Annotated in this window: 21 protein-coding genes; 8 read left to right on the top strand and 13 right to left on the bottom strand. The window is 44.0% G+C overall.

Going from position 1 to position 24,379, the window contains the following annotated elements; translation table 11 throughout:
- Window positions 1-11: 11 nt before the first annotated feature.
- Window positions 12-1,082 (bottom strand): serine hydrolase domain-containing protein, encoded by a 1,071-nt coding sequence (locus BMZ56_RS06840; protein WP_090625838.1) that lies wholly within the window; start codon window positions 1,080-1,082, stop codon window positions 12-14.
- 405 nt (window positions 1,083-1,487) lie between these two features.
- Between BMZ56_RS06840 and BMZ56_RS06835 the strand changes: the two genes are divergently transcribed.
- Window positions 1,488-1,916 carry a DoxX family protein gene (locus BMZ56_RS06835; RefSeq protein ID WP_090625837.1) on the top strand — a complete coding sequence of 143 codons (429 nt, stop codon included), beginning with the start codon at window positions 1,488-1,490 and terminating at the stop codon, window positions 1,914-1,916.
- Window positions 1,917-2,006: 90 nt separating this feature from the next.
- Here BMZ56_RS06835 and BMZ56_RS06830 read toward each other — a convergent pair whose 3' ends face one another.
- A complete protein-coding gene (locus tag BMZ56_RS06830; RefSeq protein ID WP_090625836.1) occupies window positions 2,007-3,854 on the bottom strand; it encodes a patatin-like phospholipase family protein in 1,848 nt (615 codons plus the stop codon).
- A gap of 349 nt (window positions 3,855-4,203) precedes the next feature.
- Window positions 4,204-4,530, bottom strand: coding sequence for a hypothetical protein (locus BMZ56_RS06820; protein WP_090625834.1), 327 nt, complete (start codon window positions 4,528-4,530; stop codon window positions 4,204-4,206).
- Window positions 4,531-4,768: 238 nt separating this feature from the next.
- Between BMZ56_RS06820 and BMZ56_RS25830 the strand changes: the two genes are divergently transcribed.
- The 3 genes from BMZ56_RS25830 to BMZ56_RS06810 all read left to right on the top strand — a co-directional run bounded on the left by BMZ56_RS25830 (window position 4,769) and on the right by BMZ56_RS06810 (window position 7,489).
- The gene (locus BMZ56_RS25830; RefSeq protein ID WP_218146492.1) at window positions 4,769-6,037 is read left to right on the top strand and encodes a hypothetical protein; all 1,269 of its coding nucleotides are present in this window, start codon (window positions 4,769-4,771) and stop codon (window positions 6,035-6,037) included.
- Window positions 6,038-6,138: 101 nt separating this feature from the next.
- Complete coding sequence (locus BMZ56_RS25825; protein ID WP_218146491.1) at window positions 6,139-6,759, top strand: hypothetical protein; 621 nt, start codon at window positions 6,139-6,141, stop codon at window positions 6,757-6,759.
- A 145-nt stretch (window positions 6,760-6,904) separates the two neighbouring features.
- Window positions 6,905-7,489: a plasmid pRiA4b ORF-3 family protein gene (locus tag BMZ56_RS06810; protein ID WP_090625833.1), complete on the top strand. Its 585-nt coding sequence runs from the start codon at window positions 6,905-6,907 to the stop codon at window positions 7,487-7,489.
- Between the two features lie 96 nt (window positions 7,490-7,585).
- Here BMZ56_RS06810 and BMZ56_RS06805 read toward each other — a convergent pair whose 3' ends face one another.
- The 6 genes from BMZ56_RS06805 to BMZ56_RS06780 all read right to left on the bottom strand — a co-directional run bounded on the left by BMZ56_RS06805 (window position 7,586) and on the right by BMZ56_RS06780 (window position 10,569).
- Entirely contained in the window at window positions 7,586-7,996 is a 411-nt protein-coding gene (locus BMZ56_RS06805; protein ID WP_090625832.1) for a putative toxin-antitoxin system toxin component, PIN family, read from the bottom strand.
- Window positions 7,983-8,228 (bottom strand): hypothetical protein, encoded by a 246-nt coding sequence (locus tag BMZ56_RS06800; protein ID WP_090625831.1) that lies wholly within the window; start codon window positions 8,226-8,228, stop codon window positions 7,983-7,985. Before BMZ56_RS06800 ends, BMZ56_RS06805 begins: the two co-directional genes overlap by 14 nt.
- Before the next feature lie 299 nt (window positions 8,229-8,527).
- Window positions 8,528-8,869: a carboxymuconolactone decarboxylase family protein gene (locus tag BMZ56_RS06795; RefSeq protein WP_090625830.1), complete on the bottom strand. Its 342-nt coding sequence runs from the start codon at window positions 8,867-8,869 to the stop codon at window positions 8,528-8,530.
- Window positions 8,817-9,086 (bottom strand): nucleotidyl transferase AbiEii/AbiGii toxin family protein, encoded by a 270-nt coding sequence (locus BMZ56_RS06790; protein ID WP_143072865.1) that lies wholly within the window; start codon window positions 9,084-9,086, stop codon window positions 8,817-8,819. Before BMZ56_RS06790 ends, BMZ56_RS06795 begins: the two co-directional genes overlap by 53 nt.
- On the bottom strand, window positions 9,086-9,655 hold the full coding sequence (locus BMZ56_RS06785) for a DUF6088 family protein (protein WP_090625829.1): 570 nt from the start codon (window positions 9,653-9,655) through the stop codon (window positions 9,086-9,088). The genes BMZ56_RS06790 and BMZ56_RS06785 overlap by 1 nt, the downstream gene beginning before the upstream one ends.
- Before the next feature lie 569 nt (window positions 9,656-10,224).
- Entirely contained in the window at window positions 10,225-10,569 is a 345-nt protein-coding gene (locus BMZ56_RS06780) for a virulence RhuM family protein (RefSeq protein WP_245893117.1), read from the bottom strand.
- Window positions 10,570-10,758: 189 nt separating this feature from the next.
- Between BMZ56_RS06780 and BMZ56_RS06775 the strand changes: the two genes are divergently transcribed.
- On the top strand, window positions 10,759-11,760 hold the full coding sequence (locus BMZ56_RS06775) for a virulence RhuM family protein (protein WP_090625827.1): 1,002 nt from the start codon (window positions 10,759-10,761) through the stop codon (window positions 11,758-11,760).
- A 101-nt stretch (window positions 11,761-11,861) separates the two neighbouring features.
- On the opposite strand, the gene BMZ56_RS06770 is transcribed toward BMZ56_RS06775, so the two are convergent.
- The 3 genes from BMZ56_RS06770 to BMZ56_RS06760 form a co-directional block, all read right to left on the bottom strand.
- Complete coding sequence (locus BMZ56_RS06770; RefSeq protein ID WP_090625826.1) at window positions 11,862-12,494, bottom strand: ribonuclease H1 domain-containing protein; 633 nt, start codon at window positions 12,492-12,494, stop codon at window positions 11,862-11,864.
- A gap of 9 nt (window positions 12,495-12,503) precedes the next feature.
- Window positions 12,504-17,306: a RecQ family ATP-dependent DNA helicase gene (locus BMZ56_RS06765; protein ID WP_090625825.1), complete on the bottom strand. Its 4,803-nt coding sequence runs from the start codon at window positions 17,304-17,306 to the stop codon at window positions 12,504-12,506.
- Between the two features lie 121 nt (window positions 17,307-17,427).
- A complete protein-coding gene (locus BMZ56_RS06760; protein ID WP_090625824.1) occupies window positions 17,428-18,996 on the bottom strand; it encodes an RNA/DNA-binding domain-containing protein in 1,569 nt (522 codons plus the stop codon).
- A gap of 232 nt (window positions 18,997-19,228) precedes the next feature.
- On the opposite strand from BMZ56_RS06760, the gene BMZ56_RS06755 reads away from it, so the two are divergent.
- Window positions 19,229-19,639 (top strand): Panacea domain-containing protein, encoded by a 411-nt coding sequence (locus BMZ56_RS06755; RefSeq protein ID WP_177195071.1) that lies wholly within the window; start codon window positions 19,229-19,231, stop codon window positions 19,637-19,639.
- A 141-nt stretch (window positions 19,640-19,780) separates the two neighbouring features.
- On the opposite strand, the gene BMZ56_RS06750 is transcribed toward BMZ56_RS06755, so the two are convergent.
- Window positions 19,781-20,173, bottom strand: coding sequence for a low molecular weight protein tyrosine phosphatase family protein (locus BMZ56_RS06750; RefSeq protein ID WP_256213809.1), 393 nt, complete (start codon window positions 20,171-20,173; stop codon window positions 19,781-19,783).
- A gap of 114 nt (window positions 20,174-20,287) precedes the next feature.
- On the opposite strand from BMZ56_RS06750, the gene BMZ56_RS06745 reads away from it, so the two are divergent.
- Window positions 20,288-21,097, top strand: a complete 810-nt coding sequence (locus tag BMZ56_RS06745) for an energy transducer TonB (RefSeq protein WP_104443697.1) — start codon at window positions 20,288-20,290, stop codon at window positions 21,095-21,097.
- Between the two features lie 108 nt (window positions 21,098-21,205).
- On the top strand, window positions 21,206-24,379 hold a 3,174-nt coding region (locus tag BMZ56_RS06740), incomplete at its 3' end, for a type IIG restriction enzyme/methyltransferase (RefSeq protein ID WP_090625821.1).

The following is a 24,379-nucleotide window of genomic DNA, read 5'->3' as shown; positions in this document are numbered from 1 at the left end:
AACTTAGTCTTTCAATTCCTATTCCACAATATAGTTTCAAACACTTTTTTCATTCCGTTGCATTGATCGGCGTTGGTGAAGAATACATAACCAAACTGCTTAGTCGGATCGATCATGAAAGACGACGTATATCCCAGGTTATTTCCTCCGTGCCAGAAATTGGTTGATTGTCCGATTTTAATTTCGGCCAATCCAAGCGTCCAAGCACTAATTCCGAAGAGGCTGCTGAGCGGATCGTCTGCCGGTAGTTGAATGAACGGTTTAAACATCTCGCCGTAAGACTCCTTTTGGTTCATCAAGACGATTAGGAATTTCGCAAAGTTAGGTGCGTTAGCATACAGACCACCTGCAGGATCAAACATCGATCGATCGCGTTTATCTTCCACAGGTTTGCCGTCTTGGTAAGCGACGGCCAGTTTAGCGCCGACTTTTGGGGTAATCACAAAATGGAAATCTTTCAGTTTAAGGGGGTGGGCTATTTCCTGTTGAAAGTTTTCATCAAGCTGCCAAAGGGTTATGTTTTTCAGGTTAGCTACAACTTTTGCCAGGTACATATAGGCTTCTCCCGAATAGGCGAAACCTTGCCCTGGGGCGAAAGCCAACTCCATTTTTGGTGTTTCGCGCCAGTTTGGTAGACCGGTCGTATGGCTTAGCACCATCTCGGCGGTTATCTTCTTATAGCGGTCGTCTAAAATATCAGGTTCGGGCAGGTATTTGTAGAGCGGCTTGGTCAAATCAATTTTTCCTTCTTTAGCCAATGTCAACACGTAGTAGCTGAATACCGGTTTTGATAGGGAAGCGGCTTCAAAAAATGTGGTGGCCGTTACTTTTTTCTTTTTGGCTATATCCGCAAAACCGAATCCCTTGCAATAAACAACCTTTCCTTTATTAATGATCGCGACGGACATTCCAGGAACACCCAATGAGTCCATCGCATGCGTTATGATTTGCTCTAATTTTGCTATACTAATTGGCTTGTCGTCATAATTGGAAACTTGACCCCAAGACTTAATTGTAAATAGCAACATAAACGCCAGTGCTTTTAGCGGTTTATTAACATGATCGTATTGATGTTTTAACATGTCTTAGGACTTCTATGGATATTTTGCGCTTTTTTAGGGAACTATTATGTGCTTCGAGTACTTCATTTAGTTGCGCCGTTGTAAAGGGCGACACAATTGAAAAAGTAGCCGATGTTAACGGACTAATTAAACGGCAAAGCTAAGAAAAGCCTTCAAAGTGACGGTTACTTTGTCATAATCCGCCCCCAAAGTTGTCGTTTTCACAACAGCCGCTTTTTTCTTACGTGATGTACTTTTGAATCGTAAACAAATTGATAAACATAAAGCGCATTAACCATGACAGAAGAAAAAAGAATCACGGTAGAGGCAACAGCAAATGCTCCCTGACGGATGGCAAGCTATTCTCGACAACTTTATGAAACATGTTGAATCAACAAATAATTAATCATTTAACTAATTACAGTCATGAAAAAGAACAGAATCATCTTTTGGATCGCAACGATCATCATCGTCCTTTGGGAAGGAGTAATGCCACTTGGTTCGCTGCTGTTTGCTCCAGACCAAGCGACAGTAGGTACACAGCCCTTAGGGTATCCGGACTACTTTGCGTATGCGCTAGTTATATGTAAAGTACTAGGCGCTTTGGCCATTTCAATTCCTGGAGTGCCCGCCAAATTAAGAGAATGGGCGTATGCAGGGCTCACCTTTAACTTAATCTTTGCATTCATCAGCCACGCAGCCGTAGATCAGATTATCGGGTTTATGTTGTTGCCGCTCGTGATACTGGGCATTTTGGTTGTTTCCTATGTATATAGCCAGAAACTTGTACCGAGTGGTAACACGGACTATCAAACAACTGATTCGTACCAACTGGCTGTTAGTGGGAACCGTTAGCATTAACGAAAACCGGATTCCAAGGGCATTATAAACGTGAGTGCTATTTTTATCACCTTTGCGGGTGATCGCAGAGAGGCACTCACGTTTTTACTGGAATAAAAAACCTGGATCACTTTTAAATAAATTAATATCCCTGACCAATTGCGCTTTGATCATTAGCACATTGTCCAGTTGGTTCTTTCCCAAGTCTGCCTTTTTGCGTTCCAACGATATGACGTATTCCAATAGATTCATACAGGTCGTGAATTGGCCTGTCTTGATAATGTTGGCCAGTTGATCATTGTTCCGGTCTTCTTTATCGAACCATAAGGTGGTACCCATTGTTCTTGCCCGTTCAGCTATCGGCATAATGTTATCCAGATTCTCACAGAGCAGGGCTTTATCCTCCTCTGTCGCTTTCCAACCCAGGCGCTTGGGATTGTTAAATCGGTTGGAACGGCTCGCAAGATTATAGGCGCTCAATTCATAAATAAAATTTGACACACGCCGGTTTTCCCAGCGCTCATCGTTATAGAACATTTCATAGATAAGCCGCCTAACCTGCTTCAGGTTGACATCCAGCACCATGCTCATCACGGAAGTAATCCGCGCTTTCAGCATCTGTTCCAATACATTAAGTTTGGTGAGCCTCAAATAATCCATTATCTTGTTGATAATCCGGTCGGAAAATGATTGCACGGGAAGGGCAGTCCGGACGGTTTTGAGTGGATCAAATTTTTCCGGTTGCAACAGAATCTCCCGGGTAACCCGCCATTTTCGGACCATCCACATCGTCATAAAAACCGCCGTTGCCATTCCCCCGAGAACCAAACCGGGATAGCGGGCGTAAGGGGTCTCAACCGTGGTGGAAACCGCAAAGCAGGCGATAGCAATTGCCAGTGCACCATTCTGGATACGCAGTGGATACCTAACCGCCTTCTGAAACACGTTAACATAGTGATCAATGCTTTTTCCCCGCCAACCTTTTTCCCCTTTCTGATCCGGTACTTTGTAATAATCCATAAAGTAACTGCTAACATCCGTAACGATCATCAGGTCGAATGGATCGGGTTTCTGTTTCCTCCTCCGTTTTTCATCCGCCAGCATGAGGCTTTTGAGTGCCTGATTGTCGGTAATCCCGCCGTCCATCAATCCAAATGAACGGATTTGAAGGGGATGCGCAGCGTCAGACAAATGCATTTCCTTCTCGTTATAAGCACTGTATACCACGGCTTCCCGAAGTTCCTGTGAGGTAAGAATCTTGTTATTATCATCGTTATAGGTGAAGTCTTCCGGAAAGATAATCGGTTCAAGCCCCATTGGAAAGCAAGATGAGGCCGCTAGGACGTCGGCGAGTTTCAGTTTTTGAAAACAGTCTATCCGTGTATCATCAAATCTCAGGTATTTATTGCCGATTACCTGGTACCAGCTTTTTGTGCCGTCGGTTTTAAACCTAAACGAGAGGCCCCGGTAGAATTCGGTCGCATTGCAACATATCTCAAATTTTTTGACATATTTTTTGGTGGCATACACCGCCATCGTTTCCCCGTGGAATAATTCATCGTCATAGACCTTTGCAAAGGAATTGATCAGATTCCGGCGTTTTTCGTTACCGGTTTTCCGCCAGTATCTGTCGTCATTCAAGACGGAAAGGACATTCTCCAACAAATCTTCTCCGTTTAACTTTGCCTTGGTCTTTTCATAAAACTCATCGAACAAGACACCCTTGTGCATGGCCGAGGTGTAAAGCAGATTAATGATTGTACCTCCGGAGGCTGAACTTATGTAGCCGATGTGTTTCGTGAGCGGTACGCCTTCCAGTGTTAAATGCTCCAGATAGCTAAGGGCTCCCAAGGAGAAAGCGGCGGCCCTGAAACCACCACCCGAAAATGCGAGCGCGATACTTTGGAAGGGATTGTGCTGCGGCAAATCGGAAACTGTGTTTTTCTTTGTCATGGGTATAGAAACAAAGGGTCAGCATTGGAATAACTAAGAATACAACAAACTAAAGATAGTTAAATATCTTTATGTCAGCAAGTTTGTGTAAAAATCCTACCGGTGATATTGCGAGATCCAACAAAGCTGACCGAAAAAATAAATGGCTGGATGACCCTCAAGCGGAGTTTTTTTCACCGCATTTTGAATGCTTTGTATTGATCGATTTGAAGACGGAGGGAACCGGATATGAGGAAGTGGGGCAGAGGCATGAGCTAGTAATCCTTATTCAAATACTGGTTTAGAAAAAGCTAAAAAGCAAAAGACACGCCCTGGGACGCTGTTCTTATGGGTAGCGTGGCGTGTACTGTTAATGCAAAGGTACAACAATAAAATTATGCTGGAATTCTTCTTGTAATTGACGTAATGTATTTGCGTCTTCAGGTGTAAATACATTGACTTTGGAGAGCGTGTCTTTTATCAGCTGGAAGTTGAATCCTTCCCGGATATCGCATTCGTCAATTTCCTTTTCAAAGTATGCATCCATGTCCATTGATCCAAGAAGCTCATCGGCCGGACTTACCTGATATCGGGTTGCGCGTCGCTGTCCCTCGGATATTATGTGGCCATTTTCCAATAAATGGGCGATAGCCCGTTTGACGGTCGCAAGCTCAAATTTCTCCGTTTTTGAGCTCAAAAGATGAAGTATCCGAGCTTATATTTCTTTAACCTTCCCTCAATTTTCAACCGGAAACCCTCCGGCTCCGATACGCAGCAGACATGTTGTCTCCATTAGGTCCCGCTACTTCGAGCGACACATCCCTTGGCATTCTACAAGAAAAATACCGTTAGGTCCGCAGCATAAAGAAGCGGCCAATTCTTTTGCAAATTAATAAAAATTTTAGTTATTTGTATGCCAATAAAACTCCAATCCCATGAGCCGGATTAACATACAAGGTACCATTGACAACATCAAAAGCAAATCCAATGTATATACCCCCATTGTCGAAGGTATAGTCAATTCCATACATGCGATAAATGGAAAGAATTCCAAAGACGGTAAGATAGAAGTCATCCTATTCAGGGAGCAGACATTGGGACACGAATTTGGCAAACCCAATGTTCAATCCATTCACATTAAAGATAACGGCTTAGGTTTCAATAGGGAAAATCGAGATTCTTTCGACACGTTTTACAGCAACCTTAAAAAAGGCATCGGCGGCAAAGGGTTTGGCCGGTTTATGTTTGCCAAGTATTTTGGCGATGTCTATGTAGACAGCGTATTCAGGGACGAAAACGGAATACTCAACTGCCGGAAATTTCGATTTGGCAAGGAATACGAAATCATTGTCGACGAAAAAATCGAAAAGACCAATTCGAAAGATACTTATTCACTCATCAAACTCGAAAATCTCAAACCTATCCATTCCTTTGAGAAAAACATCGAAACGATATCCAAGAAGCTATTGGATAAGTTGCTGATCTTTTTCGTAAGTGATACAGTTAAATGCCCGACTATACTATTGAGAGAGGCAGATGGATCCCAACAAATTGTTCTGAACGACTACCTGAATACTTCACAGCTTATCTCGCTACATGGAGAACGTAGCTTTCCACTCAAAAATCACCAAAGCGATACCGATACGGAGTTTAAAATAAAAGTATTCAAAATATATTATCCCGGTAGCCAAAAGAGCAGGATCAGTCTCACTGGCCATAATCGGGAAGTTACAGAAACAGCGTTACATAAATACATTCCTGAATTTGAGGATGATTTCTTTGACGAGAACCAAGAAGGTCAACCGAAACGGAATTACATTATCAAGACCTACGTGCTTGGCGATTACTTGGATGAAAACGTTTCCCTTGAGCGGGAAGGTTTTGATTTCGCTAAGGATGTACCCACCATGTATCATTCCATTACTCAGGTTGAGATCGAGCAAAAAGCCGCGGAATTAACCAAGGGATGTTTTGATGACGATATCAAGACCCGTTTCGAAAGCAAGAAACAACAGGTTCAAGAATACGTCACCACGTCGGCACCTTGGCATAAATCTTATCTGAATGAGTTGGATATTTCCACTATACCTTTTAATCCCAGCACCGAAGTTCTTGAAAGTGAATTGCAGAAAGTAAATTTAAGAAGGAGCAGGAAACCAAACGGGAATTCCGCCGGATATTCAACGATCCGCATACCAATGTAAGTCTTGCAGAAGCCATTTCAAAAATTTCCGAAATCGGAAAAAGCGACCTTGCCCATTATGTCTTCAATCGAAAAACAATTTTAGACGCATTGGGCAGGCTGTTGGAAAGGAGGGATGATGGGAAGGCCGAATTGGAGCGCTACATCCATCATCTGATTTTTCCTATGGGTAATGATTCCCAAAAAGTCAACTACGAAGATCATAACCTCTGGCTGTTGGATGAACGGCTTGTGTTTTCGGAATATATTGCTTCAGACCGGAAGATTTCCGCTAAGAAGGATGCCCTTGGCGAACCCGACTTGATTGTATTTGACCAAAAAGCTTCTTTTCGGAACGGAGACAACGATTTCAGCAATCCACTGACGATATTTGAATTTAAAAGGCCGAAACGGAAAGATTATTCGGAGGCCGATGATCCCATCCTGCAACTGGGCAAATACCTTAAGGACATCCGGGCAGGGAAATATGAGATGCCGAATGGTACGGAACCGATAAAAATTAATGAATATACGCCTGTGTATGGCTATGTGATCGCTGACCTCACCGAACGAATGCGTGAATTTGCGGATAAGCACCAGCTCACCATCAGTGCAGACAACGATAGCTATTTTGGATTCCACCGTGGTTATGATATGTATATTGAGGTGATTAGTTTTAGGAAACTGCTACGGGACGCGATACTTCGGAATAAGATTTTCTTTAAGAAGCTTTTGCTGGAGTAAATAAATGTATCGATGACTTGAAAATACTACGATAGTGCCGCTTGCGCTACGAACGCTAACTCCATGTTGGCCAAAGAAAAGGATGAAATGTTGATTCCAATATGCCTTGCATAATATATTTTTGCGCTGTTATTGAGGAAGTGTCATGCCCCGCTTCAAAACACTTCAACTAAAGATCACGCTGCTGGAAACCAAACCGAGCGTTTGGCGCCGGATTGTCGTTCCCGCCGGTTTTAGTTTTTATCAGCTTCATAGGGCTATCCAAGCCGCATTCGGGTGGGAAAACAGTCACCTGTTCGAATTCGGCAAACAAGGTTTGAGTGACCCCGATGGTATTGGAATCCCCAATGACGAGATGCCGGTAAAAGATGCCCGCCGTGTAAAAATCAGTACCATTTTCCGCAAAGTGAACGATAAGTTTACGTACGTATATGATTTCGGTGACCACTGGCAGCATCAAGTTGTATTGGAGGAAATTACCGATAAAGAAATCTATACGGCTTACTACTGTATTGGCGGAAAAAACGAATGTCCTCCGGAAGATGTTGGCAGTACCCACGGCTACCGTGAAATGGCCGATACGTTTGCCCATGGCACAACAGCGGAAAAGCGGAGTTACCGCCAATGGCTTGGCCTACGATCAAACGAGGATTGGGATCCGGCCTACTACAACCAACGCGAGGTCAACAAGCGCATGGCGTTGATCGCGCCAGCGGGCTGGATGTTTTAGGTCGGGAGCCAAGCGATGAGCGTCGGTTACTCCGCCATTTATTCCGCCACTTCATGGCGTGGTTGATTCGATTTACTGGCAGGACTGCATACCACATCATTGTTCTAAAAACGTAGTGGCATTGATAATTGGGATATTCCTATATGGGTGGAGTACAAGTAAATCTTTATCTCCGGTGATTACGGCACTCGCTTTCGCACTCAGTGCGATTTCCAGAAATTTATTGTCCTTCGGATCCCGGCAATCCGTTACGGTATAGCGTGGGTTAACATATATGGCTAGCGAATCGAAACTTTCAATAATCTCCAGTCGTACAGCAAGCGGAAGATATCTATCGAATTTAGGGCGAACAAATACACCTTTAAACTCATCGGCCGTTGCTTTAGACAAGACTATATGCCCCATTCTTCGGGCGCGATTTAGCGCCTGCCTGGCGACGGAATTGGGCAATAAAAATGAACTGATTAGCGTGTTGGTGTCAAATACAAATAGCTTAGTCCTCTTCACTCAGTAATTGGTTTAGTTTGGCTTCGGTTAATCCCTTTTTTTTTGCTGTTTTCCCAGCTTTATCCAATAGCTTATCAAATTCAGCTTCCTTCAATTCACGGAGTATATCAGCTATTTTACGCTCATATTCTGCCTTCAGCGCAGGAGCACTGTTTCTCCAAGCCCGGGCCAATGCACTATCAACTTCCAATACGATGCGATCCATGATTATGTTCCTTTCTGTCAAATGCATTTATACAAATTTACAAAATGTTTTCATAAACCTAAACTCTCCGCTAAATTCCGCGCCTATACATCTAGGCTATAGAAAGTAACCTCGTAATTTTATCCATCCAAGGTAGTAGTAAAGTAATTCTTTACAACTGAATTTAGCATAGCTTACTTTCATTGTGTATGTCAACCGTGGGTTGACTTATGTTTTGTTTGGAGGTATTAACAAGTTCTACCAATGGGGACTAGGCCTTCCATTCCCTTGCTCCGCAACTCGCCGACAAATACAGCTTCGATATATGATTAGTGATAGCAGGAGATTTATTTACCCGAAGTAGCTTCCTCGAAAAGACGCATAGCTAAAAGACCATTTCCAACTGCACCCCCTGCGCGAAGTGCCGCCGCGATAAACACCGTTTCCGCAATCTCCTCGCGGGTTGCGCCTGCCTCAACAGCATTTTGGATGTGTGATTCAATGCAATATGCACACTGAGTGGTTAACGCGACAGCAACGGACATCAGTTCACGGTATTTAACGGGAATGGTGCCATCGCTTCGTTCAGCGGTATACTTAAGCTGCAAAAATGCCTCAGCCTCTTTCTTGGCAGCGTCAATGAGGGTGCGAACATATGCGCGATCTTTTGGAGTTTGATATTCTGACATCATTATTTGTTTTAAAGCGGTTAATGACCTGATACCCCTTGGAAAGGGACGTTCCACCTTTAAGTTCAAATTGGTATCCAGCTTGTTGCAGACCATACAAGCCATGCATCACCCAATAATCCTTTTCAACCAATACCGGATCAATTCCTTTTTCTTCAGAAACGATCATGATCAGGTCTTTGAAATCCCTGTGATGATGAAGGTAATTCGCAGCCATCAGCGCATTTGTTGTAAGATTTTCTTTGTTCTGATTGTGCCGTATCGCTGCGCATTGGCTTGTAAGGTTTTCGCCTCAAAAGTATCGATGTTCTTCTGGAGGTTTTCCAATATCATCTGCTCATCCTCGGCCAGGTATTTTAAGTTGTTGAGTAGGTCAACAACCAAGTACTCACGCGATAATTTCTTTGGGAATTTGGGCTTACGACGAAACTCATAAACTTTATTGCCCAATTTTACATCTTCATGCTTTTTGTGGTTATATATCCGTTTCCGATTATATAATTGCGTTGCACCCAATCCCAGACTGTTGTAATAGTTTGGAGAGACGACCAAAAAATCGTCCCCTTTCAAATAGGTCTTGATCACTTCATTTTCATCCGGAGGAGTTGGACCGAAAGCCGACGGTTTGGGGACGTAATAAAGACCCTGTGCCAGTTTTTTCAATATTCCCTCCTCAACGAGTTGGGACAAATGGCGGTCTATGGACGTTGACCATTGCGCCAAGTCTTCACGGCGGTAAGCCCTTCCTTTTCTTAACTTACTACGAAGTCCTTCAACCTTTTGCATATTTCGAATGTAAGGAATAAAATTCAAATTTCATGCAAAATACAAGATTATACCCTAATTTGATTGAAATCCATTTCGACGGCATGTCATATGACATGGCTTATTTTCATTAACTATTGAATCAGTTTTTTATCTTGCAGAGGAGATGAAATCATGCTCATCCAGAACATTCCAAAAAACAAAATCAGGTCACTGATTATCTTTCTTACCTATTACATAAATTTTCATCTGAGCAATTTGTTCTTAATTGGCAGATGAGAGATCGATAAACTTGCAATAAAGCAAGTTTGTCTAAGTTTGAATTCAAGGAAGCTAACGCTATATTTCATCGTTTTGTCTATTTTCAAAGGCCGATGAGAGACCGAAAAGTTTGCTTTTAGCAACCAACTTTTCTAAGTTTGAAATGAAAAAAAAACTGATAGGAGGCAGGTTTTTGGGTCACACCCTTTTCGTCCAATTGCTCGTGATCGTAGTCATCGAGCAATTCAAGCCCCTTCGCGAACTGCGCCAGCCAATCCAACTGCCCGGCTTAATATACGGATACCGTCTTTCAGCATTTGGACTTCAAGTTATTTCTGTGCAAGCCGTTTTTCGTTGATTGCATAGCCCTGTACAAGATATTCCTTGAGTCGTTGCGTGGCCCAAATGCGGAACTGGGTACCCCGTTTTGAATTTACTCTATATCCTACTGAGATGATGGCATCCAAATTATAGAATTTCACGTTTCTACGTATTTGACGTTTGCCTTCCGTTTGAACTACCGAGGATTTCTCGGTAGTTGATTTTTCTTCTAATTCCTTTTCCTTAAAGATATTCCTGAGGTGTAAACCGATGGTATCGGTGTCTTTTCCAAACAACGTGCTCTGTGTGTCTTTGTCAAAAACAGGCAGTGGAGAGCTGTTATTTTCTATCACCCTGTAGATTGTAGGGAACCCGGTGCCCCCGTCCTTCTGTGAGGTCGAGTTGTCGAGTTCTTTTAGGAAATCGCCTACATTGACGACACGATTTAGAGATTAGTAAAAATTTTAGTTATTTTTGTGCTAATAAATCTAAAAATCCCATAAGCCTGTTTAATACAAGGCTCGGTTGACCCGATAGACAAAATGATAGAGAAAACAAGCAATATCCTAATTTATCAAAGTGACGACGGGGTTACCCATATCGAGACCCGGTTGGAAAACGAAACGGTTTGGCTAACACAAGCGCAAATGGCAGAGTTGTTTCAAAAAGGGCGAACAACAGTTACCGAACACATTCAGCATATTTTTGAAGAAGGTGAATTGGAAGAGAAAGCAGTATGTCGGAAATTCCGACATACTGCTTCCGATGGCAAAGAATACCTTACGACCTTCTACAACCTCGATGTCATTATCTCGGTCGGTTATCGCGTCAAAAGCCATCAAGGTACCAAGTTTCGACAATGGGCCACTGCACGTTTGCGCGAATATATCGTAAAAGGATTCACGATGAACGACGAATTGCTCAAGCAGGGCGGCAATTACTTCGATGAACTGTTGGCCCGCATACGCGATATCCGTTCATCTGAAAAAGTATTTTGGCGTAAAGTTCTGGATATCTATGCCACCAGTATTGATTATGATCCCAAAACCGAGCTGTCGCAAACTTTCTTTAAAACCTTACAGAATAAAATGCACTGGGCCGCACACGGTAATACAGCTGCTGAGGTGATCTACAAGCGTATTGACGCTGAAAAGCCCTATATGGGTTTAACGCATTTTAAGGGCGACCAACCCAACAAACAGGAACTGAACACTGCTAAAAACTATTTAAATGAAGAGGAACTAAATATACTTAATCGTACTGTGACAGCCTATTTGGAATTGGCCGAACTGCAGGCGCTCAGCCGCAAACCCATGTATATGCAAGATTGGATAGCCAGGTTGGATGATTTCTTGCGAATGACCGGCAATGACGTGCTTGACCATGCCGGTACAATCAGTCATGAACAAGCCCTGCAAAAAGCTGAAGCCGAGTATGCCAAATACAAAGCGAAAACCATAAACGAACTTTCCAAGGCCGAAATAGACTTCGTTCAATTTATTGATCAAACCGCCAATATTCTGAAAAAGAAAGGTAATAAGTAGTCCCTTTGCAGTTTCACCTGTGTGTGCTGACCTTTCAAAAGGTCGTGTAAGCAGCTGCATCAATTTTCGAAAATCGTCGTCCTTTAGAGCCCCGGGGGCCATCATTTCCTCCCAAAATCTGCAGGGTTTTCACCCCAGGCCTTCGTTTCCCACTTCAATATTTTGTTTTCATATTCATTTTCGTTCAGCCACTTGACGGCCCGATCTACTAACTCAAATAGTTTGACATTATTGTTGCTTCTTGGGTGTTTCGTTCTTACTTCTTTATCTTTAACCCAATTAATTGCATTCACGCTATCTGAGTAAATCGGAAGCTTCAAGTTTTTTTGCTTGCCATATGCAAGCGCATGCACAATACCTAGAAATTCGACAATGTTATTCGTTCCATCCTCAAATGGCCCTACTCGAAAAAGTAACTCGCCAGACCCGGTATGCACGCCCTGATATTCCACTAACCCCGTCTTCGTGTTCCAGGCACCATCCACAGCGATGCTTTCCTTTATCGGGTCTCCAATAATTTTTAGCTGTTCAGGTGTAAGTTCAGTTTCAAAAAGATTCTTGCCAATAAATTCATTACTCGAACTATTAAACGCTTGTTCAGCCAGCTGTTTAGATTTGAAAGATTTATATTGCGCATCTGGAAAGCGGATAATCTGCTCATTACATTCTTCCCACGATTCAAATACGCCTGTTTTCCTTCCCACCCACACTACATAATATTTTTTCTTTGCCATGTTATATTGTTATGTCCGCTCAAACAGCACCTCCGGTAAAACAACTTTAACCTCTTGTTCAGCACCCTCTTTTCGCCAGTGGAGCACGAAGTTCACTTTGGCGGCTTTCAGCTCATAGCCGGTTTTGCGCTTTTCCGCTATTTGATCGAGGAATTTCTTGGAGAATTTTAGCACAGGCTGCCCATTGGGCATTAAACATTCGTTGCCGCTGACGATTAAGTTATCACCACTCACCAGTTGGGAAACGAAATGCTGCTTGTTGATGAAGTAGTCGAGCCATACATCCTGGTAAGTGAGGTGCATAGCCAGTTCTTCTGGTGGCGGATAGTGGTTCCTATCCATCACCCTCTCCAAATTTTCTGCGGTCATGCTATCTAAGAAATCAGCGTTCACGTGGATGGTGAGGTTCCGCTTGGCCCTTGTCATGGCCACATAAAGCTGGCGCTTAGTCTCATCGGTGGTAGGGATGAAACGTTCGAGCATGATGAATACATGGTCAAACTCTTTTCCCTTCGCCTTGTGGATCGTTGACACAAAAATCGTTTCGCCGTGCTGATTTAAGAAATCCTCGAGTTTAGATTCACGGATAAAAACGGCTAAATCCGACCGGTACTTCCGCTTCGGGTTGGTCGCCTCAAAATCGCTGATCAGGTTGGTGCAAACCTCCAACTGTGTACTGTTCTTAAACCGATCGGCTACGGACCGTTTGGCGGCTGACCAACTGTCGTCGCTAATCAAAAACGTATCGTCGGCCATATTTAATGCCGCCAAGAAGTATCTCACCTCCGCAAGGTTGTATAAATTAAACCCATCATTGGTTTGAATCAGCTTTGCCCGTAGCCCGTTTTTCAGTAGTAGTCCCGTTATCTGCGATGCTTCGTCATTCGTCTTCGTTAGTATGCAAGTGGTGCCGGTCAAGCCCGTGTCTAGGACGTCGTTTACCAAGGGCGTGATCAGGTTGTGGCCTTGGTGACGCACCACCTTGATCTTTCCGTTTTCCGCTCGAGTTGCGACCACCGGTGTGCTTTTTATCCGTTGGCCGATTCGCTGCACGAATTGATTCGAAAACCCAACTAGGTTTTGCATGCTCCGGTAATTCTCGATGAGCTCATATTTAATGGCGTTATCCAACTGAAGAAACTGTTGAAGAAAGCGGGGGTCTGCACCACGGAACTCGTAAATGTTCTGGTCGTCATCTCCCACGGCGATCACGCACATATCTTCATTCTTAGTCATCAGCGCTTTGATCAAGCTAAACTCGTCGGCGTTGATGTCTTGCGCTTCATCAATCACCAGCACGGTCTTTGTAATCCTGCTGGCCTCCACCTCGCCGCTACGGATTTTGTCTACCGTATGTTGCAAAATCATATCTGATTTTTCCAGGCTGCCCATTTTACCCAGCAGGTCAAAGCAATACGAATGGAAGGTTTTTATCTCAATAAAATTGGCCGCATTACCGATCAATTTAAGCAACCGTTTTTTAAACTCGGTCGCCGCCGCTCGTGAGAAGGTAAGCATAAGGAGCTGCTCGTGCTTCACATCTTCCATCAACAATAGCGACGCAAGTTTGTGCACCAGCAATTTGGTCTTGCCGCTGCCTGGGCCCGCCGCCACTACGATGTATTTCGTTTCATTATCTTTGATAATTTTCAATTGCGTAGGGGATAGCTCCCCGAAAAGTTGCCTGAACTTAGCGGGTGTCATCTTCACTTTAAGCGCATCGGCCTTGCTTCCCGGAAAGTACCTCCGTAGGAAAGAGCTATAGTTCAACTGAAAATAATCCTCCACAAACTGAAGCGCATCGCGATAATCGTTGATCATCTTTTTTGCATATTCGCCCACGATATGGATCTGGTGCACCTTGTTTTCGTAAAATTGATCCAACCGCTGGTAGTCGTCTTTCGTGTAGCGCTTCTTGTTGTCGGTTTCGAGGCGTTCGATGGTTAGCCGGTTATACAACACCAAAAAGCCACCTTCGATTTTTATCGCACCCATCCGCGAAAGATAAAACAACGCATCTTCAACATCGTTCACGGTCACTTTTGTGCCGAAGCCAGCAATCGAGTACTCAAACGCCTCTTTCAGTTCCAGTACCGAAAATTCCACCAATGTTTCTTCTTTCCCGCTCTCGGTTGCCAGGTCCGCCGAGAGGCTTCGTTCATGCAGAAACTTCACCATGAAAATGGCCAACTCATATCGCTTCCTTAATCGATCTTCCAGGATATCTACCGGGAGCATACAGCGAATAGCCACGTGATTTCGTGAGTAGGGAAGGTGATGTCTTCTAATCCAGTTTTTGATTGCCCAAAAATTGATAACCCGCTTTATCCTATCGGTTGTCGAATCGGCTATTCCGGCCGTTTGGGCTTCTTCATTAAGTTCTTTTAAATGAATCGTCTTTTCGGCTTCATCCATTCGTGAAAGCAGGAAACGCTCGATCTTATAAAACGTCTTCACGATATCTTCCGAACGGGATTGGTTTTCACCTTTTTGGATAAACGCTTTAAGGTCCTTTCCATCTGCAAGGATTTTTTCCTCCCGCAGTAGGTTGATGATGGCAATAACCTCCTCTTTTACAATGCCTAGGTGATCGCTGATATAGTCGATCCGCGATTCGCCCGTGTCGTCGGTCGATTGCTTCCTGCTTTTGCTAGAGAAAAGCTTCCGGATAATACGAACCGCCTTTTCTTTCTGCTTTTCCGTAAACCGGGGTGAATGATGTATTTTATCGATGGCCTCTTGTGCGCTTTTGGCTAGGATGCTGTTTGCAAATACCCGCGGCATATTCTGGCCACGCTTAAGGTATCCGGCGTCCTCCAGCGCCGCAATGGCTGTCGTTACCCGCGTCTCAATTTCGACTACGTTATCATCCCATCCCGCTTTGCGTGCAATCTCCAATGCCGAGTTGGAAACGGTGGAGCGAAATCGGGTGATTTCCTTGATGGCCTTCCATACCTGCTGTATCTCTTTGATCGAGAGCTTAGTTTGGTTTAATAGGATGAAATGCTTTCCGAGGTCCTCTTCATTGTAGAGCACATAGCAGTCGGCCACGATGTTCTCGTCGCGGCCGGCTCTTCCGGCCTCTTGGATGTAGTTCTCCAACGAATCAGAAATCTCATAATGGATTACCCGGCCCACGTCTTTCTTATCGACGCCCATCCCAAACGCCGACGTGGCTACCATGATTGGCACTTCCCCCGCCAAGAACGCATTCTGGTTAGCAGTCTTTTCCTGTGCGTCCATTTTACCGTGATAGGGTTTTGCTGTAAACCCATCAGCTGTAAGGCGCTCGGCGAGGAGGTAGGCTTTCCTTGTCCTCGAAACGTAAATAATCGTTGGGCAGTCTTTTTCCTCAATCAAGTCCCTTACCGCTTGGTATTTCTCCTCATCATCTCCCTTTGCAAACACTTGGTATCGCAAGTTCGTCCGGGATGCTGTGGAGGTAAACAGCTCCAAGTCAAGCCCCAGCTTTTCGCTGAAATAGACACGGATATCTTCGATGACCTTCTGTTTAGCCGTAGCGGTAAAACACGAAACGGGGATGCCGTCCTCTAGATTTTTCTTTTCCTGGATCGACCGAATGAAATCGCCAATGTACAGGTAATCTACCCGGAAATCCTGGCCCCAAGAAGAAAAGCAATGCGCTTCGTCAATGACAAAGCGTGCAATTTTCCTTCCCAACAGCAGCCGCTCAATCGTCCGTGAGCGCAACGACTCCGGCGATAGGTAGAGCATGGATGCGGAACCGTCTTCCACCCGCTCGAATGATTTTGCCCGCTCAACGGTGTCGAGTAAGCCATTGATGGTCACCGCATCGGTAATGCCTACATTTTCCAGGTTATCTACCTGGTCTTTCATCAGCGATTGGAGGGGCGATATCACCACAGTTAGCGCTTTAGACGTCTCGCCACTCATCAATGCAGGCACCTGGAAGGTGATTGATTTGCCGCCACCGGTGGGAAAAACCGCCAATATCGATCGGTTATTGATGGCCGCCTTTACGGCCTTTTCCTGCAACGGCTCGCCACCATACGTTCTGAACGCATCGAAACCGAAGTACTTTTTCAACCCGCCATGGGCGTCGAGCATCTGGTTGCAATAACTACACCCGGTTAAGCAAGGCTGGTTTCGCAAACGGAACATGATACGTTCTACTTCGGGGTAATTCTTTATGACCCATCGGGGGGTAATGGAATAGCGACTGTTCGCATGAATCAGCGCCAGGCAATAGGCGAGGGCCACCGGCTGGTCCGTAATGGGCTGAAGCAAATCCGCTTTTTCGCAAATCAGCTCACCGAATCGCTCCCGAATACGGACTTCGGTTGAGGTTGTCGGGATCTTGTAGTTTAAAAAATCAAAAAAAGCACCGAATCCTGGTTTGTTATGCAATAGTACATAACACACCGCCTTGAATCCTTCATCCAGCTGATTGAAAGAAGCAACCTCATCATAGAACAAATCTTTTGCCTTGATCGCATCGTTCAGCGGGTTATTGGCCTCATCGTATTGCAGTTTGTCGTCTTTTAGTAGCGCGTGGTAGGGTTTCGAGGGGAAAAGTAGGGGAGAGAGGAATAACGTATCGATGACCGCCCCGGGCTTTATTCCGGCATCGCTGAGCGTCTGGCCAACGTAGTTGAGGTCATGATTAATGATGTTGTGGCCGCACACAAATTGAGCACCTTCTATGCATTGAGCGAATGCAGCAAGCGAGTTTCTGTGGAATAGACTACCGTCGTTTTTTACGCAGCCGATATCCTGAATGTTTCCACTGGTTGGCTCAACTTCTATATCGATAAATGCAATTCGATTCATTTATACGAATACTTGGCTAGGAAATTCATTGGTATAAATGTAATTTCACGGCTTGAAAGTACGAAAAATAATCTTTTGGGCAGCAGACTGGCATTCTGATGCCATAGCCAATGGATGATAATTATATGTTATTTTTAATTTCTGCATTACTGAGTTTTGAGCGTAACTCATTGGTCAAATAATATCCACCTACCTGAGTTGCTTCCTGACTGAATAAAATTAATCCCGCGCTCCGTAGTGTGGTGATATACCGTTCAAGGCTTTTAGCATTTATGCCGGTAATTTGTGCATATTCTGGAGTCCGCTTTCCTTCGTTCGCAGCGATAACTGATAACACGGTAGTCAGTTTTTCTTTGACTCTTTTTGTAACTCCCTCAATTGCTCCCTCAATTGCTCCCTCAATTGCTCCCTCAATTGCTCCCTCAGCTTTATCCTGTAAAAAGTCAGGATGTATCTTCAGTACCACCTGAAAATAAGAGCGGTCTTCATCTGTCTCAAATTCCGCTTCGGGCGACCCATTGTTTATAAGCGCCCTTTTGATAATAGGGATGCCCGTTGCTTTGCCCTCAGTCAAATCCAATTCTTTCAGAAAGTCGCCAAGCCGCCTGTTGCGGTAGCGCCGCGAAAAGAGCGGGCCAGTCTGCACTTTGTTAGGATCAAAATTCCGGCTAGGTCCACCGTAATTAAGAAATACGATAAAATCAGGGTACACGCGGATTTCGACCGGTTCCCTCGTTTGATAATCCCGATGGTATAGGCAATTTGCCACGATCTCTTCCAGCGCTGTATAAGGATAATTCCATATCCTAACGGCTTCCGGTTGGCCGGGCACTTTCCTGATCTTTTCCTGAAGAACTGCAGTCTTTAAATAAAGCAGTGTTTGGCGGATCATTTGCGGTACCGGTCCGGTAATAGCGGGGGCTTCAGTAAACGTCGGGTCGTCCGCACCATTTGGAAAATGTACCACTTCCACCCGGCTGTACGGAAAATGCTTTTCCGGGTTATCGGTAAACATCATCAATGCGACATTTCGGGGGTGTGACCGTTCTGGTGGTCCGGAAAGCAACTCCATCTGTGAAAGGATATCTGTTTTGGAGCGGTCGTCTACCCATTCCAGCAAGCGACTTTTGGTTTGCCGTAAATGTTCTTTGATCAGCGTAAACGAGATATCGTCTGCACTGGCCGATGTGTTTGGCCGATCATCAAAAGGCACCTTATTGGCTAGCGCTATCAAATCCTCGCGTTGTTGCTTATTGGCCTTCACGGTACTGGACATCACGCGAATATAATATTGATATCGTTTGTCCTTCGCCTTTATTTCCTCCGGTACTTCATATGGCCGGTTTGTACCACTTAACGCCCAAATTACAACGATTTTTTTGCTATCGACCTCTTCAATTTCAACCTTGGGGAAGTAGACCGGATTGATTAAGTTATTATATCCAACCATTTCCCGTTGGATTCGGTCGATCTGCTCATCGTCTACCCCGATAGGTGGCAATACAGGCTTTCCATTTTTTTCTTCAATGCCTACAATGATATAGCCACCGCCAATGTCCTCAATGTCATTGGCGAATGCACAAATACTCCGGTAGATGGAGCCAGGATTCCAACCTTTTTTGTATTCGATCCGATCACTTTCGACGGTTCTCCCGGCTATAAGGTCTTGTATATTAATGTGCAAGGGCATGCGCAATTGATTAATTTAAGGTTTTCTCTTAGGTGTTTAATTGAGAAGCCAATGGGTCAAATTTATTGATTTTGGTTGGCATATGAAAGTTCGATTCTACTGAAGACACATAATCTATGCAGCTACACTGCACAGCCTAACCCCACCTTTGCGGACGATGAATAACATGTATGCAAAACATAAAGTAGAAAACGCCATTTTATATCTCGCAGAGCGAATCCAACGGTTAAGCATGTCAAAAGCGACCAAGTTATTGTATCTGGCCGACGAACATGCGGTTCGAAAAACAGGAGCACCCATACTATGGCTGTCCTATCGGGTCGATGTAAACGGGCCCCTGACGGTTGAGACTTTTCCGACGCAATTGTTACGGTCGCCCATCAAAGCCTTCATTGACGATGAGTTTTCAGATTGTGAAATCAATATTTTGCAAGATATAGTTGACCATTACGGGCGATATACAGACAAGGAGTTAGTCGAAATTCTGAGCAGGGAAGACACGCTTTGGAATCGTACGAAAAAGACACCCGGGGCATTGATCGATTTCACTCAACTCTTGGATACTGATTATAAAAAGGCAGCCTTTGAAATGGCCTACGAGTTCCAAATTTCTCGTATATCGCTTGGTGATGAGGAGAAGTGATGGTTGCTGCGTAATGAATCCAAGCTGCCATTGGTAGTTTTGGAGAAATTCGATGGTCGATGCTGTGAACGTCTATCACTGGCTACTCCAAAGGTTGGTTACAGACAAAGAATATCCTTGCCAATCGTGAACAAAGATATTTTACCTTTTTCCGAAGCCTAGAATACTTTGCCAATGCCATTCCAATATCTCCACCAATTCAGGATCCATATAGCCGTATTCATCGGGGATGTCAAGCGCCATAACTTCCTTTTCCTCTATCAAAGCGCCAAATTTTTCCCGTAAGATCTCCTTATGGCGTTTCTCCATTACCAGAATCAGATCTGCCCACTGTATAGCCTTTTCCGAAACCTTTATCCGCGCCGAAGGAGCCGTGCCTGCCGAACGGACTTGATGCAACGGATGGTTTTTAAACAGGTCTTCCGCCGTGCGGCTACGCCACTGGTTTCTGCTACATATGAAAAGGATATTCAAAAGCTCGTCCCGTTTGGTTTTCTTTCCGTTTAAAATTACTGATTCATTCTCAATACTCAATTTTTAAACACCTCGGTTTTCATGTGAAAGGTCATTTTATTTCAGTCCCTTCTTGAAATTGGTTTATTATGCTACTTTTGATTCACAAATACAACTATACTACGACAAAAACCTATGAAAGCACTTCTTCCTATTTTATTCATGCTTCCTTGTTACGCATTCGGGCAGCAGTTTCTTTGGTCGACTATGGAGCCGGTGGAATTAGCCGAGACCAACGTAAATCTAATCACTATAGATGACGTCAACGAGAAAGTGATGGACTATTATGATTTTTACGATTACTATTACGATCTGACCGGATTCTCGAGAGACGGTTTTAAAGCATTTCTTGAAAAGAACACCGAAACCGCCAATTCCATCCAATGGGACCCTGCAATGACATTCAATAAACCAACGGCATTTGCATTCAAAGCCAATGATGGTCGAGGCTCCTTAGTAATTGTCATGCTCATTCAAAAAGAGAATATCGACCTCATTTTGTTTTCAAGTAATCTTGAGCAAGGCGCTAAAAGTGCAACGTCCGCTGAGCGGCATAAATTCACCAAATGGTTTTCTTCATTTTGGGACTATGGTATAGCTGACAGCGGTAATCAGGGAAGCGACCAAACCGATCAACTGGCGTCCAACTACGAGGTGGGATCTGGCGATGGCGACGTTGGCCTCTCCGTTCTAAACAGAGGGTGGGCTGTACCACCCGATATTGAAGATAACGGCCAACAGGCCGGCGTTGTGATGGTAGAGGTACGCGTGGCGCGTGACGGCCGGATCACCTTCGCGCGGGTAAGTTTAAGAGGAACTACACTTACCGATAAAGCACTTTGGGATAGGTGTGAACGTGCAGTACGTGCAGCCCGGTTTAACGAAATTGAGGGGGCACCGCGTGAGCAGCGGGGATTGATTCCGTTTCGATTTAAATTGAAGTAGTTTTTTGCTGAAGCACTCGTGCCGACTGCTAGCAAAAACGTATCATTAATTTCGGCATAATTCACAGAAGAGTTTTAAATTGCAACCCAAACGTTAATCTGCCAAAATATGACCTTTTCGATATTAGATCTAAAAGATAGCTTAGATAAGGCATACCGGTTAATAAAGCCAAGACGCGAAGATTTAAATAAATTCAAACAGAATCTCATCAATCTGTTATCCCATATAGGGGATCAGCATTCCGAGGAAAATGTCAAAATCCATTTGATGGATTTTCTAAAAAACACCTTTTACCATCCGGATTTTTTGGTGTCTATCAAGGACCGAGCTGATTTCGTGATTCATCTGGATAAGACCAGCCAATCGCCAGTGGGCGTATTATTTGAGGTGAAAAAGCCATCAAATAAGGCCGAGATGGTTACGAAGGAGAACCTCAACATGCGGGCCATGCACGAACTGATATTATATTTCCTGCGTGACCGCATCAACAATAAAAACCTATCATTGACTACACTGGTCATCACAAACATATATGAATGGTTTGTGTTTGACGCCACCCAGTTCGAAAAAATTTTCAATCAAAACACAAACCTACAGCGCGCATATAAAGAATGGGATAGAGGGCAGAAGGTCAATGCAACCACCGGCTTTTTCTATGATGAGATTGTCAAACCATTTTTGAAGGAGCTCAATAAAGAAATCAGCTTTACGTATTTTAATATCCACGACTATGAGCGTGTCTTGAAAAACGAGAGCGAGCGGGACGACCGAAAACTGATTTCGCTGTACAAGTTTTTTACGCCCACGCATTTACTTAAGCTGCCATTTGTCAACGATAGCAATACGTTGGATAAAGGCTTTTTTGCAGAGTTGCTACACATCATCGGTTTAGAGGAAACCAAAGAAAAAAGCCGGAAGCTTATACAGCGTGTCGCTGAACCCAATAGGCAGGATGGGTCACTATTGGAAAACACAATAAATCTCTTGCGTACCGAAGACGCATTGCGTAAGGTAGAAGGACTGCAACAATATGGTAAGACAAACGAAGAGCAACTATTCAACGTCGCACTTTCGTTGTGCATCACGTGGATTAACAGGATTTTGTTTTTGAAGCTTCTTGAAGCGCAGTTGCTGAAATACCATAACGGCGACAAAAAATATCGCTTTCTCAATGCACGCACCATTCCGAACAACGATGAGTTGTATAAACTGTTCTTTCAGGTTTTGGCTCGCCAGTCGTCCGAACGTAGTGACAGCATACAAGCTAAGTATGGACATATTCCTTACCTTAATAGCTCGCTGTTTGAGATTTCAGATTTGGAAAAGCAGACTATCCGCGTCAATTCGTTGGATGATAATCTCAGTGTAGCGTTATACGCTCATTCAGTGCTCAAAAAAAGAGTAAATAGTGCACGGTATGAGGGAATATCCACGCTGCATTATCTGTTGGATTTTTTGGACGCGTACGACTTCTCGTCGGTCGGCAAAGAAGAGATTCAGGAAGAGAATAAATCCATTATCAATGCTGCGGTGCTAGGTTTGGTATTTGAAAAGATCAATGGTTATCGGGATGGATCTATTTATACGCCAGGGGCAATTACTACGTTTTTATGTAAAGAAACCATACGCAGCGCAGTCATTAAGAAGTTTAATGACAAGTATGGCTGGGCTTGTGAAACCATAGCGGATTTAAGCAACTATCTTAGCCAACGGCGCAATACGAAAGACATACTTCAGTACAATGAGCTGATCGAGCAAGTTCGCGTGGTAGATCCGGCGGTTGGGTCAGGGCACTTCCTCGTTAGCAGCCTCAATGAGTTGATTGCAATAAAAGCTGAACTGGGGATATTAGCAGACAGCCAAGGGAAGGTATTGCAGGATGTGGCGGTAAGTATCGCCAATGATGAACTTATCGTTGAATACCGACAGTCAAAAAGTTTCTTTGAATATGCGGTACACCAAACTCAGGAGGGCGAAAGGAGGGTCGATCCCGAAGTGCAACGTATCCAAGAAACCATATTCAACGAAAAGCGTAAGCTCATCGAAGGTAGCCTTTTCGGGGTGGATATCAATCCCAATTCCGCAAAAATATGTAGGCTTCGGTTATGGATAGAGCTTTTAAAAAATGCCTATTATACCTATGAAACCGGGTTTTCCGAATTGGAAACACTGCCAAACATCGATATTAATATCAAGTCTGGCAATTCGTTGCTAAGTAAATTTTCGCTTAGTGAAGACCTGTCCGATGTCTTTAAAAAGCAGCGTTTTGGAGTAAAGGATTATCAGCTGGCGGTAGCTAGCTATAAAAACACACCCAATAAAGATGCAAAGCAAGGGTTGCTCGATTTCATCGCGCAGATTAAGCAGCAGTTTAAAGAAACCGTAAGCAATCGAGACCCTAAGCGTAAAAAACTGTCGGAATTACGTGGTAAACTAACGCTCGCTCAAAACAATTACGACCTATTTGGCGTCAAGCGCAGCCAAAAGGAAATGGAGAAAGAGGTGGAAAAGATTTCCAAAGATATAGCCAAGTATGAAAAATTAATTGCCGATATTGAAAACAATGCCATATATAAATCCGCTTTTGAATGGCGCTTTGAATTTCCAGAGGTGCTAGACGAAAACGGTTATTTTGAAGGTTTTGAAGTTGTCATTGGAAATCCGCCTTATATTCAACTCCAGAAGATGGGGGCAGAAGCAGACGTATTACAAAAGGGCGACTATCAAACCTTTATCCGTACCGGCGATATCTATTGCCTTTTCTATGAACTAGCTGTAAGGCTGTTAAAGCCTGGTTATTATTTCGGATACATAACTTCCAACAAATGGATGCGCGCAGACTATGGTAAAGCATTGCGTAAGTACTTTTTGGAGGAGACCAATCCACTATTGTTGGTGGATTTTGGTGGATATCAAGTATTCGCTTCAGCCACAGTGGATACTAATATGCTGATTGCTCAAAAGGCAGCATATAGCGGAAGCATGCTTACTTGTCTTTATGACAAGCGCATTGGCGGCCTAGAAAAAATGAGCGTTTTTATTGAACAGTCGGCTACGATGCAAAAAGGGTTTTCTGATACAAGCGGTTGGGTAATTTTGTCTCCCATCGAAGCGCGGATAAAAGAGAAGATCGAGGCGGTCGGCGTTCCATTAAAAAATTGGGATATCAAGATTTATCGAGGTATTTTAACTGGGTATAATGAGGCTTTTATAATAGATGAGGATACCAAGAATAAACTGATTGACGCTTCGCCGAAAAACGCTGAAATTATTCGTCCGATT

Origin of the sequence: Parapedobacter indicus, assembly GCF_900113765.1 — a bacterium.
In the GTDB taxonomy this organism is placed as follows: domain Bacteria; phylum Bacteroidota; class Bacteroidia; order Sphingobacteriales; family Sphingobacteriaceae; genus Parapedobacter; species Parapedobacter indicus.
This window is presented reverse-complemented; position numbering and strand designations above follow the sequence as displayed.

Coding starts and splice junctions, on each gene's coding strand:
- BMZ56_RS06840 (WP_090625838.1), bottom strand. CDS start 1,082: ATGTTAAAACATCAATACGATCATGTTAATAAACCGCTAAAAGCACTG.
- BMZ56_RS06745 (WP_104443697.1), top strand. CDS start 20,288: ATGAAAGCACTTCTTCCTATTTTATTCATGCTTCCTTGTTACGCATTC.
- BMZ56_RS06810 (WP_090625833.1), top strand. CDS start 6,905: ATGCCCCGCTTCAAAACACTTCAACTAAAGATCACGCTGCTGGAAACC.
- BMZ56_RS06755 (WP_177195071.1), top strand. CDS start 19,229: ATGTCAAAAGCGACCAAGTTATTGTATCTGGCCGACGAACATGCGGTT.
- BMZ56_RS06800 (WP_090625831.1), bottom strand. CDS start 8,228: ATGCATTTGACAGAAAGGAACATAATCATGGATCGCATCGTATTGGAA.
- BMZ56_RS06770 (WP_090625826.1), bottom strand. CDS start 12,494: ATGGCAAAGAAAAAATATTATGTAGTGTGGGTGGGAAGGAAAACAGGC.
- BMZ56_RS06830 (WP_090625836.1), bottom strand. CDS start 3,854: ATGACAAAGAAAAACACAGTTTCCGATTTGCCGCAGCACAATCCCTTC.
- BMZ56_RS06835 (WP_090625837.1), top strand. CDS start 1,488: ATGAAAAAGAACAGAATCATCTTTTGGATCGCAACGATCATCATCGTC.
- BMZ56_RS06785 (WP_090625829.1), bottom strand. CDS start 9,655: ATGCAAAAGGTTGAAGGACTTCGTAGTAAGTTAAGAAAAGGAAGGGCT.
- BMZ56_RS06775 (WP_090625827.1), top strand. CDS start 10,759: ATGATAGAGAAAACAAGCAATATCCTAATTTATCAAAGTGACGACGGG.
- BMZ56_RS25830 (WP_218146492.1), top strand. CDS start 4,769: ATGAGCCGGATTAACATACAAGGTACCATTGACAACATCAAAAGCAAA.
- BMZ56_RS06795 (WP_090625830.1), bottom strand. CDS start 8,869: ATGTCAGAATATCAAACTCCAAAAGATCGCGCATATGTTCGCACCCTC.
- BMZ56_RS06765 (WP_090625825.1), bottom strand. CDS start 17,306: ATGAATCGAATTGCATTTATCGATATAGAAGTTGAGCCAACCAGTGGA.
- BMZ56_RS06790 (WP_143072865.1), bottom strand. CDS start 9,086: ATGGCTGCGAATTACCTTCATCATCACAGGGATTTCAAAGACCTGATC.
- BMZ56_RS06760 (WP_090625824.1), bottom strand. CDS start 18,996: ATGCCCTTGCACATTAATATACAAGACCTTATAGCCGGGAGAACCGTC.